Origin of the sequence: Paenibacillus amylolyticus, assembly GCF_050990605.1 — a bacterium.
Taxonomy (GTDB): domain Bacteria; phylum Bacillota; class Bacilli; order Paenibacillales; family Paenibacillaceae; genus Paenibacillus; species Paenibacillus amylolyticus_H.
Map to the genome: position 1 here is coordinate 1639888 of NZ_CP158832.1, position 17418 is coordinate 1657305.

The 17418-nt window shown below is 46.8% G+C and carries 15 protein-coding genes; 14 read left to right on the forward strand and 1 reads right to left on the reverse strand.

From position 1 onward, the window contains the following. Nucleotides 1-147: 147 nt before the first annotated feature. The 10 genes from ABTV53_RS07550 (at nucleotide 148) to ABTV53_RS07595 (ending at nucleotide 9406) form a co-directional block, all read left to right on the forward strand. Nucleotides 148-837 carry a response regulator transcription factor gene (locus tag ABTV53_RS07550; protein ID WP_017689733.1) on the forward strand — a complete coding sequence of 230 codons (690 nt, stop codon included), beginning with the start codon at nucleotides 148-150 and terminating at the stop codon, nucleotides 835-837. Further along, nucleotides 834-1838 (forward strand): sensor histidine kinase, encoded by a 1005-nt coding sequence (locus tag ABTV53_RS07555; RefSeq protein ID WP_433752043.1) that lies wholly within the window; start codon nucleotides 834-836, stop codon nucleotides 1836-1838. The genes ABTV53_RS07550 and ABTV53_RS07555 overlap by 4 nt, the downstream gene beginning before the upstream one ends. Nucleotides 1839-1954: 116 nt before the next feature. Then, entirely contained in the window at nucleotides 1955-2710 is a 756-nt protein-coding gene (locus ABTV53_RS07560) for an ABC transporter ATP-binding protein (protein WP_036610294.1), read from the forward strand. Beyond that, nucleotides 2707-4632 carry an FtsX-like permease family protein gene (locus ABTV53_RS07565; RefSeq protein ID WP_433752045.1) on the forward strand — a complete coding sequence of 642 codons (1926 nt, stop codon included), beginning with the start codon at nucleotides 2707-2709 and terminating at the stop codon, nucleotides 4630-4632. Before ABTV53_RS07560 ends, ABTV53_RS07565 begins: the two co-directional genes overlap by 4 nt. Before the next feature lie 198 nt (nucleotides 4633-4830). After that, nucleotides 4831-5370, forward strand: coding sequence for a ClbS/DfsB family four-helix bundle protein (locus ABTV53_RS07570; protein ID WP_433752047.1), 540 nt, complete (start codon nucleotides 4831-4833; stop codon nucleotides 5368-5370). Nucleotides 5371-5373: 3 nt separating this feature from the next. Continuing rightward, complete coding sequence (locus ABTV53_RS07575; protein ID WP_433752048.1) at nucleotides 5374-5799, forward strand: GNAT family N-acetyltransferase; 426 nt, start codon at nucleotides 5374-5376, stop codon at nucleotides 5797-5799. Nucleotides 5800-5840: 41 nt separating this feature from the next. After that, nucleotides 5841-6275, forward strand: coding sequence for a GNAT family N-acetyltransferase (locus ABTV53_RS07580; RefSeq protein ID WP_433752050.1), 435 nt, complete (start codon nucleotides 5841-5843; stop codon nucleotides 6273-6275). 108 nt (nucleotides 6276-6383) lie between these two features. Continuing rightward, nucleotides 6384-6806 (forward strand): hypothetical protein, encoded by a 423-nt coding sequence (locus tag ABTV53_RS07585; protein WP_264930265.1) that lies wholly within the window; start codon nucleotides 6384-6386, stop codon nucleotides 6804-6806. A 177-nt stretch (nucleotides 6807-6983) separates the two neighbouring features. Next, nucleotides 6984-8204 (forward strand): RtcB family protein, encoded by a 1221-nt coding sequence (locus ABTV53_RS07590; RefSeq protein ID WP_433752052.1) that lies wholly within the window; start codon nucleotides 6984-6986, stop codon nucleotides 8202-8204. 23 nt (nucleotides 8205-8227) lie between these two features. Then, nucleotides 8228-9406: a DUF4272 domain-containing protein gene (locus ABTV53_RS07595; RefSeq protein WP_433752053.1), complete on the forward strand. Its 1179-nt coding sequence runs from the start codon at nucleotides 8228-8230 to the stop codon at nucleotides 9404-9406. A 148-nt stretch (nucleotides 9407-9554) separates the two neighbouring features. Here the strand turns inward: ABTV53_RS07595 and ABTV53_RS07600 are convergent, their stop codons facing one another. Continuing rightward, the gene (locus ABTV53_RS07600) at nucleotides 9555-10592 is read right to left on the reverse strand and encodes a LacI family DNA-binding transcriptional regulator (RefSeq protein WP_433754110.1); all 1038 of its coding nucleotides are present in this window, start codon (nucleotides 10590-10592) and stop codon (nucleotides 9555-9557) included. Between the two features lie 527 nt (nucleotides 10593-11119). On the opposite strand from ABTV53_RS07600, the gene ABTV53_RS07605 reads away from it, so the two are divergent. From ABTV53_RS07605 to ABTV53_RS07620, 4 genes are all read left to right on the forward strand, one after another. Further along, a complete protein-coding gene (locus ABTV53_RS07605; protein ID WP_433752054.1) occupies nucleotides 11120-12502 on the forward strand; it encodes an ABC transporter substrate-binding protein in 1383 nt (460 codons plus the stop codon). Nucleotides 12503-12627: 125 nt separating this feature from the next. Continuing rightward, complete coding sequence (locus ABTV53_RS07610) at nucleotides 12628-15555, forward strand: extracellular solute-binding protein (RefSeq protein WP_433752056.1); 2928 nt, start codon at nucleotides 12628-12630, stop codon at nucleotides 15553-15555. Between the two features lie 75 nt (nucleotides 15556-15630). Further along, a complete protein-coding gene (locus ABTV53_RS07615) occupies nucleotides 15631-16542 on the forward strand; it encodes a carbohydrate ABC transporter permease (protein ID WP_433754113.1) in 912 nt (303 codons plus the stop codon). 2 nt (nucleotides 16543-16544) lie between these two features. Further along, on the forward strand, nucleotides 16545-17408 hold the full coding sequence (locus tag ABTV53_RS07620; protein ID WP_433752058.1) for a carbohydrate ABC transporter permease: 864 nt from the start codon (nucleotides 16545-16547) through the stop codon (nucleotides 17406-17408). Nucleotides 17409-17418: the final 10 nt, after the last annotated feature.

A 17418-nucleotide genomic window follows, 5' to 3' on the forward strand; every position in this document is an offset into this window, starting at 1 on the left:
TTTGATATAAGTCCAACTTCCCTGTACACTGATAACAGCGATCGGAGCAACGATTCGTAATCATAACGGTGACGACCCTCCAGTAACGGAGTCTAATTACCTTTACCTTGGTTCAACCTTAGAAGATCAGAAACGTGGTGAAGTCTCTTGTTTAAAATTATGCTCATTGAAGACGACGAATCGTTATTCAGTGAAATCAAGGAACGTTTGTCCCAATGGTCGTATGATGTGTATGGTGTGCAGGATTTTGGCAAGGTATTGCAGGAGTACAGCGTAATTCAGCCCCAACTGGTCATTATTGATATTCAGTTGCCCCAATATGACGGGTTTCATTGGTGCCGGATCATTCGTTCGCACTCCAATGTGCCGATTATCTTTTTGTCCTCACGGGATCATCCTGCCGATATGGTCATGTCCATGCATTTGGGTGCAGACGATTTTATCCAGAAGCCTTTTCACTTCGATGTATTGATTGCCAAGATCCAAGCAACTTTGCGGAGGGTGTACAACTATAATACAGAGCATATTGAACTTCGAACCTGGCGTGGTGCGGCTATTGAATATGTGAAAAATACGTTGACCTGTGGGGATGAATCCGTCCTGTTAACCAAAAATGAGATGTTCATCCTTAAAGTGCTGGTCGAGCACAAAAATCAGATTGTTACCCGTGAGGATCTCATCCGGAGCTTGTGGGATCATGAGCATTTCGTGAGTGACAATACGCTGACGGTTAACGTGAACCGGTTACGGAAGAAGCTTGAACCCATCGGCTTGGAGCGGTACATTGAAACCAAAGTAGGTCAAGGGTACATGGCAACGGAAGAGGCAGAAGCATGATCGGAAAGTACATACGAGAAAGGGCTAGTTGGTTATGGCTACTGGCAAGTATGCAGCTTATTATTTTATTGGTGGCCTACATGGACTCGTCCATTCCATTCCAATCTGTGGTGTATATCGTAGTCCTGAATGTGGTGGTATGTGTTGTTTTTATTTGGGCGAGATACCTGAAAGAGACTCGTTTCTATAAAAAATTGAGCACCTGGGATCAAACCTATGATCTGGGAGAACTCGATATCGCCGAAAGTCCATATGAGCAGATCATACATGAGGCCGTCAGTTCCCAGACAGAGCGGTATCGTAGGGAGTCGTCACATCATTTTATCGCTCTGGAACAGGAGAAGGACGAGATGTTGTCCTGGATTCATGAGGTGAAGACCCCACTGACTGCGTTGCAACTGATGATCGAGCGTTTGCCAGATGACAAGTTGCAGAGCCAAATGACATATGAATGGTTACGAATCCATCAGTTGCTGGATCAGCAGCTTCATCAGAAGCGTATTCCGTTCATGCATAATGATCTGTTCATCGAAGAGACGGAATTTGAGCCGGTATTGAATAGTGAGATTCGAGCGCTGAAATCGTGGTGCATATCCAAGGGCATTGGCTTTGATGTTTCGCTAATGGCATCCAGTGTGCTCACAGACAGCAAATGGTTAGGCTTCATCCTCCGGCAATTGTTAAGTAATGCGGTGAAATATAGCGATTCATCGGACATCCTCATTGAAAGTCGGGAACAGGATGGACACATCATACTCCTAATTCAGGATCACGGGCGAGGGATTGAGGCTCAAGATCTGCCGCGTATATTTGATAAAGGTTTTACGTCCACCCGAGGCAGAATGGATGGGGCGGCTACCGGGATGGGATTATATTTGGTTCGTCAGGTTGTCCAGACGCTTCATATGAGCATTCATGTAGAGTCTTCTCTTGGTGAGGGCACAACCGTCACACTTACTTTTCCGCGAAAAAACGACATGGTGCATCTTGCAGGCGTGTGACAACAATGTCACATGCTTTTTGGTTTTGTTCGGTGAATCACACGATAACACTGCACATTCCGCCTATGATATAGACATGAGCATTTTGCAGAAGATCTAAGAGGAGTGAGTGGGATATGTGGATACTGGAAGCCAAAAAAATTCATAAAGTCTATGGCAATAAACTGAACAAACAGGAAGTGCTAAAGGGGATTGATCTTGGGGTAAGTAAGGGAGAGTTTGTTGGTATTATGGGGCCTTCGGGTTCGGGTAAAACAACGCTGCTTAATGTACTTTCCTCCATTGATCGGGTGAGTCAGGGCACGATTGATATTGAGGGCAAGGAATTCACCGGAATGAAGGAGAAACAGCTGGCTGAGTTCCGCAAACATCATCTGGGCTTTATTTTTCAGGAATACAATCTGCTGGATACCCTTACGGTGAAGGAAAATGTATTATTACCGCTCTCGATTACGAGCATTCCAAAGCAGGAGGCACACCGGAAGTTTGAACAGATCGCGCGTGAACTGGGAATCTACGAATTGAAAGACAAGTATCCATCTGAGATTTCAGGGGGTCAGAAGCAGCGGACTTCGGCAGCACGAGCATTTGTCCACGAGCCGAGTATCATTTTTGCGGATGAGCCGACAGGAGCGCTGGATTCCAAGTCCGCTTCGGATCTGCTCGGCAAGTTAAGTGATATGAACAGCGCACGAAAGGCGACTATTATTATGGTTACCCATGATCCGGTTGCCGCAAGTTATTGCAGCAGAGTGATTTTTATTCGAGACGGTCAGATCTACACCCAGTTGAATAAAGGAGATGAGTCACGGCAATCGTTTTTCAACGATATTATCAAAACCCAGGGCGTATTGGGTGGTGTACAGCAATGAGCTTGAATTATATTATCTTCCGCAATCTCAGGAAAAATCTGAAGAATTATTATCTCTATGTTTTTGCGCTTGTGTTCAGTGTGGCCTTATATTTTTCCTTTGTGACGTTACAATATGATCCTTCCATGGATGAGGTAGCTGCTTCAACAAAAGGGGCAGCGGCTATAGGCGCATCTTCGGTACTGTTAATTGTCATTGTCGGCATCTTTTTGCTCTATGCCAATACGATCTTTATCAAGCGGCGTAGCAAAGAAATTGGATTATTTCAATTGATCGGACTGACGAAAGGCAGAATTTTTGGTATTTTGAGTGCGGAGAATAGTATTCTCTATTTTGGCTCCATGGCTATCGGTGTGTTAATCGGGTTTCTTGCGTCCAAGCTGGTATTGATGATATTGTTCAAAATTCTCGGTGTGGACGCGATTACGAGATTGTATTTCTCTCCGATGGCACTGATGCAAACGGTGATTGTCTTTACGATTATGTATTTGCTCATCATGCTGATGAACTACACCTTTATCAAAAGACAGAGCATTCTCTCGCTCTTTCGGGTGTCTGCCACTTCGGAGCAGCAGGTGCAGAAGATGTCGTTTGGACAGATGATTATTGGCGTCTTGGGTATTGCCCTGATTGTGTATGGATACTTCATGTCTGCACGGTTGTTCAGCGGTGAGGCAATGGATATGCAGCAGTTGATGTATACAATGATCCTGATTCTGTTCTCGGTCATACTGGGGACATACCTGTTCTATAAGGGTTCGGTAAGTTTTATTTTTAATCTGATTCGCAAAAGTAAAAACGGATACCTTACCATTCATGAGGTGTTGTCTTTATCTTCAATCATGTTCCGCATGAAATCTAATGCATTGCTGCTCACGATTATTACAACCGTGTCGGCGCTTGCTATTGGCATGTTGTCACTCAGTTACATTTCGTATTACTCGGCAGAGGCGCAGGCCAAGGAAAGTTTGCCGGAGGATTTTTCTTTTGCTCAGGTGGATGTAAAAAATCGCTTTGTAGCGGAGTTGGATAACAAACAGATTCCATATGAAGAGAATCACAGAGAGCCTATTTATATTGAAATTGATGCTCATGAAGTGATGGATGAGTCCATGACGGAACAGTACCTGTTCAGTAGTGTGTTGAGTGACAACATGGTAGATAACATTGATCTGCAACCAGGCGAAGCGGTCTTTATGGGATATGGAAATGCCGTTGAGCAGTTAATTTCCATTCAGGAGAAAGGTCCAATCGTCTTGCACGGGTTGAAACATACGCTGGCACAACAACTAATTGGAACAACCAAACGTGGAGTTCTTCCCGCGTATTATACTGGGGGCACGCCTGTAGCGGTCGTGGATGAGACGGTATATCAGCAACTGAAGCAGGACATCGATCCCGAGCTGCAGAAAGCCGAGTGGGCTGACTACTATGGTGTACGTATTGTGAACGAGGGACAGGCTGAAGATGCATACGCCGTATATAAGGAGCAGCAGTTGGAAGCCCCAAGTTTCTCCCAGATTGAGTTCAGAAATAACCAACGTAACACGATGGGCCTAATTATGTTCATTGTTGGATTCCTTGGTTTGACGTTCTTGATCACATCGGGATGTATCCTGTACTTTAAACAAATGAATGAGAGTGAAGAGGAGAAGGGCAATTATACCATTCTTCGTAAACTTGGATTTACACAAAGCAATCTGTTGGGGGGTATTCAGATCAAGCAGTTGTTTAACTTTGGTATTCCGCTTGTGGTGGGATTGAGTCATAGTTACTTTGCCGTGAAATCAGGTTGGTTTTTCTTTGGTACGGAGCTGGCGACACCCACGGTCATTGTCATGATAGTCTATACATTGTTATATTCGATTTTTGGTCTGTTGTCTGTGTGGTACTATAAACGGGTGATTAAGGAAGCTTTGTAGAATTGGGATCAGGAGTATGCTGATATAGCAAAATAGGTTGAGTAAAGGGCGGCTGTAATGATTACAGACTGCTCTTTTTTCTTTTTCTAAGTATAATGCCTCATGAAAAAAAGGATGATTATGGAATTGAGTCGAAATGATGATAGAGTCCATGCTTCTGATTCATGTAAAACGGTGAAACGAGGGGAGTGGAGTAGCGTGCCTGGGATTCTATATGCCTCGAAGAAAGAGTTAAGTGAGACGATTCGACGCACCTATGTATTGTTTGAGGGGGAATTCAATGACATCCATAACAGCGACAAAGATAAACGGGTTGAAGGTGTGGATAAGACGCCTGCCCAGATGCTTGCCTACCAGATAGGATGGATGAACCTGGTGATGGACTGGGAGCGAAATGAACAGTTGGGACATGAATGTCATATGCCTGCACCAGGGTATAAATGGAACCGATTGGGGCCGTTAAATGAATCATTTTACGAAAAGTATTCAGATTATACGCTGGAGGAGCTGCGCTCTTTGTTTCGGGAGACAGAGCAACAGTGGCAGAACTGGATTGACTCACTGAGTGAAGAAGAGTTATTTGTAGAGGGAATGAGACAGTGGACGGGTAACAAGCCCGGATGGGCTATGGTGAAGTGGATCCAGATTAATTCGGTAGCTCCTTTTAAATCCTTTCGGACCCGAATTCGTAAATGGAAAAAAGGGCAGTTAGCTGACATGGATGTGAGGAGTGAATAGGAGATGTCTAAAGGAAATATAACCCCAAGTACCGAGCAAGATTCAGAATATGTTCGCGAGCAACTTATTGCATTTAATGCTGCGCATGTGAGCGAGGAATTAAGGCATCGTTACGAAGAATTGAATTTCAATATCAAAAATGAGACTGGTGAGATTGTCGCAGGTGTGCTTAGTACACTATGCTGGAACTGGGTAGAGCTTGATATCCTTTGGGTGGACTCCGATCAGCGGCATCGGGGATACGGCTCCCAATTGCTGCTTGAGGTGGAGCGCATTGCGCGTGAGAAATCTTGTGATTTTGTCATGTTGAACACGTTCTCTTACCAAGCACCGGAATTTTACAAGAAGCACGGCTACCAATTGATCACAACGATCGAGAATGCACCGACAGGGCATCAACATTATTATTTCAAGAAAGACCTCGTTTAAGATAGAATACTAAATTAGAGTGAACGTCAGGGGGATATTGTATGGTTACGATCAAAGCTATTGAACTACAGGATTTGTCGGCTTTAAGCAAATTGTATGATGAGCTGATGGGAATGCCTACCAACGAGCAGCAGATGAAAAAGATGTTTCATTACATACAGCAGAACGGTCATTATCATGTGCTTGGGGCATTTTACAATGGCGAACTGGTTGGGTCCGTTATGGGGATTGAGTGTATGGATCTGGTAGGGCCATGCAAACCGTTCATGGTTGTAGAGAATGTGATTGTATCGGATCAGGTACGCAGGCAGGGCATTGGGCAGAGGTTAATGCTCCAGATTGAGCGGATTGCGAAAGATCTGGGTTGTGGTTACATGATTCTGGTGTCTGGCGATCAGCGCAAGGAAGCACATATTTTCTATGAGAAGCTGGGTTTCAAGGATGAGAAGGTTCAGGGTTATCGGAAGCATCTTTAACACGCACTTCAAGAGAAAATTTCTTACACAAGTGGAAGGATTACTTAGGGAACGTGGCGAATAAGGCATAGTCTTAACAAAAGGAACGAATAAGAGGGAGGCACTCTCGTGTTCAAAAAATGGGCTAATGTTTTCATGATTCTGAGCCTGGTATTCGCCGTATGTTCCCCAACCTCCTATGCTGCCGCCAAAACGGTTAAGGTGACCGTGACGCTGGTGAGCGCAGAACTTGTCGAGAATAATTCTGTCGGTAATGAGTGGGCCATCGGAGCAAGTGTGAACGGCAAAGATCTGGAAGAGGGTTCATCGGTCACCTTAAATCTGAAGTCCACTGGTACGTTGAAACTGGAGGCCATCGCCGAAGAGCAAGACAAGATTCCTGATTACGGGAGTAAAAGCACCAACGTCAAACTATCTTCGTTCTCCAAATCAACCAACAAGACACTTTCCGTGGTAGTGACCGAGAACAGAGGCCGATATTCTGGTAACACAGCGACTTGGGCGTTCAAGTTTAAGATTAGCAAGAAGTGAATAGGAACCAACCGTGAGAAAAGGGAGCTGAGCTCTCTTTTTTCTATGCGTAAATAATTGGTGATCTAAAGGAAGAGAAAGTTTCGGGTCATGCTGATCTTTGTTAAACTAAGGAAAGCAACAGCCAGAAATTTAAGATAAAATATTCAAAAAAGTACATAGGAGGTTAACACAATCATGCGTATCGTAGATAACATTAAAGTCTGGGGGGAGCCGCTGGAGAACGCCGTAAGTCAGGCGGTGACTTGCTCGCAATATGGAGATGTAATGGGTGTGGCTCTAATGGCTGACCATCACAAAGGTTACTCGCAACCCATCGGTGGTGTTGTCGCTTATCGAAATATGATCAGTCCCTCAGGTGTCGGATATGATATTGCCTGTGGCAACAAGGCTGTGCGTACCAATCTGATGTGGGAGGATACTCGGGATCAGATTGGTACGATTATGGATGACATCAATTCGACCATATCTTTCGGCGTGGGTCGTAACAATCCAACACCCGTGGATCATGAACTGTTCGAGGACGCGAGCTGGAAGCTGTTTGATACCATTGAACCTGGATTACAACATAAGCTGAAGACACTCGCACGCAACCAACTCGGAACCGTAGGCAGTGGCAATCATTTCGTGGATATTTTTGTAGAAGAGGCAACGGGAAAGGTGTGGATCGCAAATCATTTTGGCAGCCGCGGGTTCGGTCACAAAGTGGCGAGTGGATTCCTTAACCTGGCCGCAGGGCGTCAGTTCAGTGGCAAAGCGCCGGGCGAATCCATGGATCAACCGCCTACGTTGTTTGACTTGAACAGCGAAATGGGTGATATGTATTGGGATGGAATGACTTTGGCGGGCCGATACGCTTATGCAGGACGTGATTATGTCATTGAACAGGTGCTTGGAATTCTTGGGGCACATGCCGAATATTCCGTACATAATCATCACAACTTTGCCTGGAAAGAACAGCACATGGGTGAAAAGGTAGTCGTGGTCCGCAAAGGCGCAACGCCACTGGCACCCGGGCAACTCGGTTTTGTGGGAGGCAGTATGGGAGATATCTCGGTAATTGTGGAAGGGATCCACAGTGAAGAGAATACCGAGTCATTCCGCAGCACCGTACATGGGGCAGGTCGCACGATGAGCCGAACCCAGGCGGCTGGCAAAATGAATTACAAGCTGCGCACACGCATGGGCGGTGAGATTAGCGAAGCACAGATGCATGAGGCGATTCGCGCCTATGGCGTGGAACTGCGGGGAGCGGGCACAGATGAAAGTCCGTTTGTGTATAAGAAACTGCAAGACGTACTGAACGCACATGCGAATACGCTGAAAATCAACCATGTGCTGCGTCCCGTTGGTGTCGCCATGGCCGGAGGTAATGAATTCGATCCTTATAAGGATTAGTCAGAAAGAAGAGGGTGGACTTCATGAGAAATTGTGCGATATACAGCTCTCAATTTGACCTGGATCAGCTGTTTGAATTAATTCAATCCATTTATCCTCAGGGTACGATTAAACGCCGGGAAGACAAGACTCATATTCAAGTGACTCAGAAAAAATGGCTCAGTAAAAAAACAAAAGGCTTCAATATCATGACCAGCCAGACACATCCTGAGGAATTTACGACCATGATTCAGGGAATGCTTGGATTTTTGAGTCAGATTGAAGGGCGCAATGCTTCGCTTCAGGAAAAGGTATTGATCAAATGTTCCACCCTCAATATGGTGGTTGGTATTGAGACGGAAGAGGATATTTCGGAGGAATTCTTCGGCGAGTTATTGCAACTGGCTGATGCTCTGGATGCTGTGATCTTCTGGGGAGGTGGATCTCTGCTGAATGCACAAGGCCAGCTATTGCTGGATGTGAGTGGAGAATCTGAGGTGGAGGATTACACGGTGACAGCGCACACCAGTTTCCTGGACGATGCTGGAACCCAGACAGAGTCTGCAACTCAACGTAAAGCGCGTTCAGAGCAATTGTTGACTGAACAAGGCGTACCGTATAATGCGAACTTGCCCGTAAGGGCTGGAGACGAGCACACCACGATTCGGAGTAAAGAGGAAGTCGCGCGTCGTGCGGTTGCCCTGTGTCTCGCCGCGCTTAAGGGTGAGTGTCTGGGAGCCGGCGAAAGTGCGGATGATACCGCAGCACTGGTTCAGGAAGTGATCGACAAGTATGAGGCTGAATCCTTTTTTTCACCCGTAGAGAAGAGGTTTATCAACCAGCACGGAGCGGAGCAACAGGAGATCATCGCATTCTCTTGGGGATATGAAGCTTACCACGTGTTGTTGTGGGCGCTAGGTTATGTGGAGGAACTGGGTGCACCGACGGAGTTGTGTAACGTAGGGAAGGATGTCGGTTATTTGCAACAGAAGGACAGCTTTGCCGACTTTCTCTCCGATGCATCTCTGCGTAACAAGAGCGAGATTCTGAATGAAGCAGATCTGATCTACCGTTATAACTGGGTGTGTGTGGATAGTCGTGTGAATGACAAAACACCTCCCGCTGGACTGAATGGTGGAGTGGCTTATGAACGTCACCGTGCATTGAACTGGTTGATCTGTTATCTGGATCAGGCGTGGGATGATGTGCGTACAGACACGTAGAACTGGATGATGTTACGGCCTAATGTAATAAACAATAAACATTACACAACATACAACAAAGCAAACACCCCTATAGCCGCACGAATACGGTTGAAGGGGTGTTTGGCGTGCTGTTCTGTGTGGACATAAGCTTTATCCATATATGCTTTTATCCACTATGCCTGCCGAACTGTTCACGGATAATGACGTCAGCAAGAATCAACTTTTTCTCGACGTTGCTTTCCGGATTCGCTATGCGCCATAACATCTGATCCACTGCACGTGCACCGAGCAATTCCTTGTTCACATTGACTGTAGCCAGTAATGGGATATTGTCGTATAGATTATCAAATCCCGTGACAACACACTGATCGGGTACACGAATACCCATACTCTCAAGGGCTTCTATGGTGTATAGCCCATAGAAATCATTCGCACATACAAACACTTCAGGCAGGTTATCCTTATTGATTACCGAAGTGAACGTCTGGCGGAACTCATCCAATGCCTGATTACTCAGCTCAGGAATCTGATGTATTTCCATCCCATGGCCCATAAGTACAGAAGTATATGCAATCCAGCGCTCATAGAAGCTCTGAGCATCCCCTATATTTCCAACGAACTGGAATGTTTTGAAACCCTTGCGGAGCAAATAGAGCATGATCTCGCGCATGGATGCAAAGTTATCGGTGAATATGCTGTCACTGTGAAAAACAGGGTCCAGATGATCCACCATCACAACCGGAATACTGAGACGCTTGATTTCAAGCAGAATCGGGGTTGAGATCGAGCCAACGGTAATGATTCCACGAATGGCATCCGGGTTGAGCAGGGTAAATAGCTGGTCTGCTGAGGGTTCCGTCAAGGTCAGAATATTAATCCCTTTTTGGTTCAGCTTGGAAGAAATCCCGTTAAAGACGGGTCCCCAGTATACGGAGTCTTGATTTTGGTACCGAACATTGGGAAACAAAATCAAGATGGTACCGCTTGAACGTGTGTTTTTCGAGTCATGTGATTCACTGCTGTGAGACAGTTCACCAGACAACATGCTGTTATCTTTGAAATATCCAAGTTTGCCAGCGGCCTTGAGAATGACATCCCTCGTCTGATCGCTAACTCCCGATTTTCCAGACAAAGCTCGTGACACCGCGAATTTCGACAAACCCGTAAAATGTGCAATCTCCTGAATTGTTACCTTTGTCTTCATCATACCATCCTTACCCTCGTAGTTCTGCCGTATTCCTTATTCGGAGCGATATCCAACTGATCCTAGTATAACATGATGTATTTCTCTTAATCTAATAACGGACAGAGAATTCAAAATGTTAGTGATGCACAGTATTTTAGGATGAACGTTCAACGTGACAGTAAAATATTTTCAGATAGAATGACGAAATTTGTCTGTTAAATTATTATTTTGTTATTATATAAAAATAACAAAATAAACAAAGTTATAGTCATGGTTTTAATAAGTGTGTACTTAGGATTGAAGGTGTTGAATAAGTTGTAACAGAGAGATATAACAGTTTTATCAGCATTTTATCAGAATAATTAGAAAATGTTAACAATAAAAATGTTGACGCTTACATTTGGCTGTGTTAAATTTTGTTTGTCAAAAACAAACAAGAAAATAACAAATGGTGGTGGTTGTTTATTTTCGATTGGTTGATGAGTGGGGTTAACGATTTAGGGTGAACCATGATTGGTATACACATTCGGGGAGGTTGTTAAATCATGATGAGAAGATGGAATGTTCTACCTCTGATGTTATTGGCCGTGATGCTTTTTGTATCCGCTTGCAGTGGTGGGGGGACAACGCAGACGGGGGCTGATGCTGAGGGAACAACGAATTCAGGCAACAGCACCGAAGTCGCTAAGACAGAGAAAGAGGGCGGAGGGGAAGAAGCTGTGGTTAATGTACCTGATCTGGGAGGACGTGTCATCAAGGTCGCGGCCTGGTGGGATCTGAAACCAGCAGGTGAGACGGCCTCCGATAAGGCTAGACTCGATAAAATTGCAGAGGTCGAGAAGAAATATAACGTAAAACTGGAGTTCGTCAATGTACCTTTCGAAGAATACATGAACAAATTCACAACGTCTGCACTGGCTGGCGAACCGTTCGCCGACATCGTTCAGATGGAGTACAAATCCGCACTACCCGCCATCCTCAAAGGGCAACTGTTGCCCATCTCCGAATTCACTACACCTGAGAACAACATCAACCAAGAGGCTAACCTGATTGTGAAATATCCTGCCATTGCAGGCAACGAATACGCCTTCGAATCTCCAACCAGCATCGGTCTGGGACTTCACTATAACCGTGACTTGTTCAAAAAACTTTCATTGCCTGATCCGCAAGAATTGTATAACCAAGGCCAATGGGATTGGGACAAATTCATGGAACTTGCCAAACAGGCAACCAAAGATACCAATAACGACGGCAAAACTGACGTATACGGATTCTCAGGCTGGGCCCTTGATGTCGTTCGTCATTTTACCGCAGCCAATGGTGGCACGATCGTGGATGATACCAATAGCAAAGAAGGATTGTCCGATCCGAAAACGATTGAAGCTGCCGAATTCGTTAAACGCCTGTATAACGTGGAGAATGTTGTGAAGGTCAAAACCGGCGACAAAACCAACTGGGAGGAAAGCAATACCTTTAAGGATGGAGACGTAGCCTTGTTCACCGCCGCCGAATGGCAGTTGGGCGATCTCACCTTTGCTGTCGGGGTTGTGCCGATTCCGAACGGGCCACAGGGTAGCAAAGAGGTAACCTATGCAAACAACGCGGCATCGGCGAAGTTCATTCCAAAAGGTGTGGAAGATCCAAAGATCGTCTACCAAATCTATGAAGAGACCTTCGACATCCCGCAGATTGAAGAGTATCCAGGTCAGGATTATCTGGAGAGTCGTTATACCGACGAGAAGGATATCGCCATCATTCGCGAGCACATCGCTGGAACGGGACGCATCTTGCTGGATGATGCCTACACGGGTTACCCATTTGGAGATTACGTGAACGATATCATCAAAAACAATGCTTCCGTCACAGCAACAGCCGAGAAATACAAAGCACAGGCACAAGCTGCCATTGATAAACTCGGCAAACAATAACAACACTTATCACCAGCAAACGATTCAGGCAGGGGCTCGTGTCGGCAAAGTTGCACGGAGCCCCTTTTTCCTGAACCACCAAATCGGCATTGCTGGCATCAGCCTTGATGAGGAGGACTCGCAGGATGGCTGGAATTCTACAACGTAAGACATGGATATTGTCCACAGTGATCATCGTGGCGGCAGCTTGCATCATTCTATATGTAACTTCCGACGCTGATGGGAAGAGTGCGGACGTTCTACCTGGCAGTCTGCCTGCGATTGAAGTGGATGCGATCTTGCAGCAGACCCGGCAGAAGAAGGGATATGAACAGTATCGATCCGGAACGGATCAGGCTACACAGCCGAATGTGGACATCACCATTGAAGCGGGAAATTACATAAGAGCCGAAGGTGAAGACGTCCGCAAACTCAATAATTATGAGGGAATGGATGGTGTATCTCTCCATACCGGAGAGACCGGACAGGTCGATTGGATCATTGACGTACCAGAGACGGGGCTGTATAACCTGTCTGCGCTCTATTATCCCGTTGAAGGCAAGAGCTCTGCCATCGAACGTGCATTGTACATTGACGGTGAACTTCCTTTTGCGGAAGCCGCCTATTTGCAGTTTGACCGGGTATGGACCAATGAGAAAGATGTCGTGGAGCAGGATAATCAAGGCAATGACCTTCGTCCGAGACAAGTGGAACAACCACGCTGGATGGAAGAGACGTTTCAGGACTCCGACGGGTACGAACAGGCACCATTCAAGTTTTATTTGGAAAAAGGGGAACACAGCCTAACGCTAAAATCATCGCGTGAACCCATGGTGATTCGGTCCATTCGCCTTTTCAATGAGAAGACAGCCCTTCCTTACGCAGAGACTGTGGGGGCACAACAGTTGGATTCCTCCGGGCAGCCGAAGGATGTCCTTATTCGCATTGAAGGAGAAGGCGCTATTGCCAAATCTTCACCTACGTTATACCCGACGAGCGAAAGATCAAGTTCTGCAGTATCTCCTTACAGCGCTTCCCAGGTGCGTATTAATACGATTGGTGGCTTTAACTGGCGGCTGCCAGGACAATGGATTGAATGGGAAGTGGATGTACCGGAAAGTGGACTGTATCATATCGGTTTTACCGCACAGCAGAATTTCGTTAAAGGCATCTATTCCACACGCAAGCTCACCATTGATGGTGAAGTTCCGTTTGCAGAGATGGCCCAAGCACCTTTCCGTTATCAAAGTGACTATCGCATTGATGTTATGGGCGGCAAGGAAGCATACAAATTTTACTTGGAAAAGGGAAAACATGTGCTGCGGCTTGAGAACAGCCTCGATGACTTTGCACCGCTTATCCGCAATGTGGAGGACAGTCTGTACAACTTGAACTCCATGTACCGACGCATTCTGATGATTACAGGCACCAAGCCTGATGAATTCCGGGATTATCGGGTGGAGGAACAGATCCCGAACCTGCTGGAAGTGTTCAGCGGGGAAAGTAAACGACTCAAAGACGTAGCCGCACAGCTTCGTCTTCTATCAGGACAGTCCAGCGATCAGGAAGCACTGATCAAGACGATGGCGCAGCAACTGGACGAGATGATTGACAAGCCAAATACCATTCCAAGAAGGCTTGCAGCATACAAAACCAACACAGGGGGTCTCGGCACATGGGTGCAGCAGGCACGAGAGCAGCCCCTTGAGATCGACGCACTGTACGTCACTTCCATTGACCGTGATATCCCCGGTTCAGGCATGGGGCCACTTGCCAAGCTCGGTCATGAAGCGAAGATATTCTATCATTCGTTCTTCATTGATTATAACCAGATCGGCAACGTAGCTACATCGGAAGATCAGCGGACCGTAACCGTCTGGATTGGTAGTGGACGTGACCAGGCAAATACGATGAAAGCGATGATTGACAAGACCTTCACACCAGACAGTGGCATTAACGTGAATCTGAAGCTGGTCAACATGGGAACCTTGCTGCCAGCGACGTTGTCCGGTGAAGGACCCGATGTTGCCATGCAGATCGGCAATGATCTGCCGGTGAACTTTGCGATGCGGAACTCGGCTGTAGATCTTACGCAATTCAGTGATTATAGCACCGTGGAACAGGAGTTCAGGGAAAGCGCGATCGTGCCGTATGCCTATGATTCAGGTGTATATGCCCTGCCGGAAACACAGACCTTTAACATGCTGTTTTATCGTAAAGACGTGCTCGAAGAACTGGGACTTGAGGTGCCTCAGAACTGGGAGGATGTTGAGGCTCTACTCGCGATTCTGAGCAAAAACCATATGGAATTTGGTATGCCGATTGTGACCCAGGCGAATATGCAGGGAGTCAATATTCCGCCGAACTCACAGTATGCCACGATGCTGCTTCAGAACGGTGGCGCCTTCTATCGTAATGATGACAAGGAGTCGGATCTGGATTCCCGGATCGGCATCGAAACGTTCAAGCAGTGGACAGAGTTCTATACCGATTACAAGCTGGAGCGGGAATATGATTTTGCGAACCGTTTCCGGACGGGACAGATGCCTATTGGGTTAACGGATTACACCATGTACAACCAGTTGTCCGTATTTGCACCGGAGATTCGGGGATTATGGGGTTTCGTGCCTGTACCAGGAACCGTTCAGGCGGATGGAACCTTGAATCGGGACGTCCCGGGTGGAGGCAGCGCAGTCATGATGCTGGAGGGTGCGAAGGATAAGGATGCGGCGTGGGAATTCATGAAGTGGTGGACCAGTACGCCGATTCAGGCCGAATTCGGACGGGAGATGGAAGGACTGATGGGTGCGGCTGCACGTTATCCAACGGCCAACATCAAGGCGCTGGATTCCCTGCCGTGGCCTGCGGAGGATTACGCCAATCTGAAGGCTCAATTCGAAACGGTGAAGGGCATTCCCGAAGTACCCGGTGGTTATTTTACAGGCCGCCATCTGTTCAATGCATTTTACAAAACCGTTGTTGGCCAAGTGGAAGCAAGGGAATCCATCATGGATTATACCCAATATATTCAGGACGAGATTCGAGTGAAGCGTAATGAATTTGGTCTTCCGTAAGCAGAGGGAGGGTTAACCGTGCCACAAATATCACTCCGAGACGGACAAAACAGTCCTCCTGAGAAAGCGTCAAGGATGGGCTTGAAATCGTGGTGGAGCTGGAAGATCCAGGAAATGAAGGCCAGCAAACATTCCTATGTCCTGCTTGCACCTTACATGCTGCTGTTCGTCATGTTTACCGTGATTCCGGTTGTCATCTCGATCATACTCAGCTTTACCTACTTTAACATGCTGGAATTCCCGCGGTTTATTGGCTGGCAGAACTACACCCGCCTGTTTCTGGAGGATGATGTATTCCTGATTGCGATCAAGAATACGCTGCTGTTCGCCATTATTACCGGACCGATCAGTTATATTGCCTGTTTCGTCTTCGCGTGGATCATTAATGAGTTAACACCGAAATGGAGAGCGTTCATGACGTTGATCTTCTACGCGCCTTCCATCTCGGGCAATGTGTATTTTATCTGGCTCATGATTTTCTCGGGAGATCGTTATGGTATTGCCAATGGGCTGTTGATCAAATGGGGTTTTCTGCTGGAACCGATCCAGTGGCTGAAGACGGAAGCCTACATTATGCCCATCCTCATTCTCGTGCAGTTGTGGCTGAGTCTCGGAACCGGATTTCTGGCGTTTATCGCCGGTTTACAGACTGTAGATCGGACGCTGTACGAAGCGGGAGCGGTGGACGGGATCAAAAATCGCTGGCAGGAGCTATGGTACATTACCTTGCCTTCGATGCGTCCGCAGCTCATGTTCGGTGCAGTTATTCAGCTCACCACCTCGTTTGCCGTGGCCGATGTATCGATCGCACTGGCCGGATTTCCAAGCGTGAACTATGCGGCAGAGACGGTGGTCACCCACTTGATCGACTTTGGTACAACGCGGTTTGAGATGGGATACGCATCGGCGATTGCCACCGTGCTGTTCATGATTATGGTGGGCACCAACTTGCTGGTACAGAAACTGCTTCGAAGGGTGGGAGAATAGCTATGGCTGCAATTGCGACAGGCAAAAAGCGGGTGAATCGCTCGTTATCGGGAAGCCTCTCCCTGTTTGTCCTTCTGCTCGTATTTGGTGCCTTCATGGTGCTGCCGCTGATCTATGCAATCAACAATGCATTCAAACCATTGGATGAGATTTTCACCTTTCCACCAACGCTATTTGTCAAAAATCCCACGTTCAGCAACTTTACGGATCTGCTGAATCTGCTAAGCGACTCGTGGGTGCCGTTCTCACGTTATATATTCAACACGGTGTTTATAACAGGCATCGGTATCGTAGGCCATGTGCTGCTAGCTTCCGCAGCGGCCTACCCGCTCGCCAAGCACAAGTTTCCGGGCAAAGTATTCATGTTCCAAGTGGTCGTACTATCACTGATGTTCACACCAGCAGTTACGGCAATTCCGAACTATATGATCATGTCATGGCTCGGATGGATTGATACGTACTGGGCTGTTATTATCCCGGCATTTGCCTATTCACTCGGGTTGTATCTGATGAAACAGTTCATGGAGCAGATCCCGGATGCACTGCTGGAAGCAGCCAAGATTGACGGTGCCAGTGAATACCGAATTTTCTGGTCCATTGTCATGCCCAATGTGAAGCCAGCCTGGCTTACATTGATCATTCTGCTGTTTCAGATGTTATGGGGCAGTGATGGCAATGGATATATCTACAGTGAGCAGCTCAAGACCCTGCATTATGCAGCAGGTCAGATTATCCAGGGTGGAATATCCCGGGCAGGAGCGGGTGCTGCGGTAGCACTGATTTTGATGAGTGTGCCGATTACGCTATTTATTTTCTCTCAGAGCCGAATCATTGAGACGATGGCGAGTTCGGGCATGAAGGATTAAGGGGGAACGA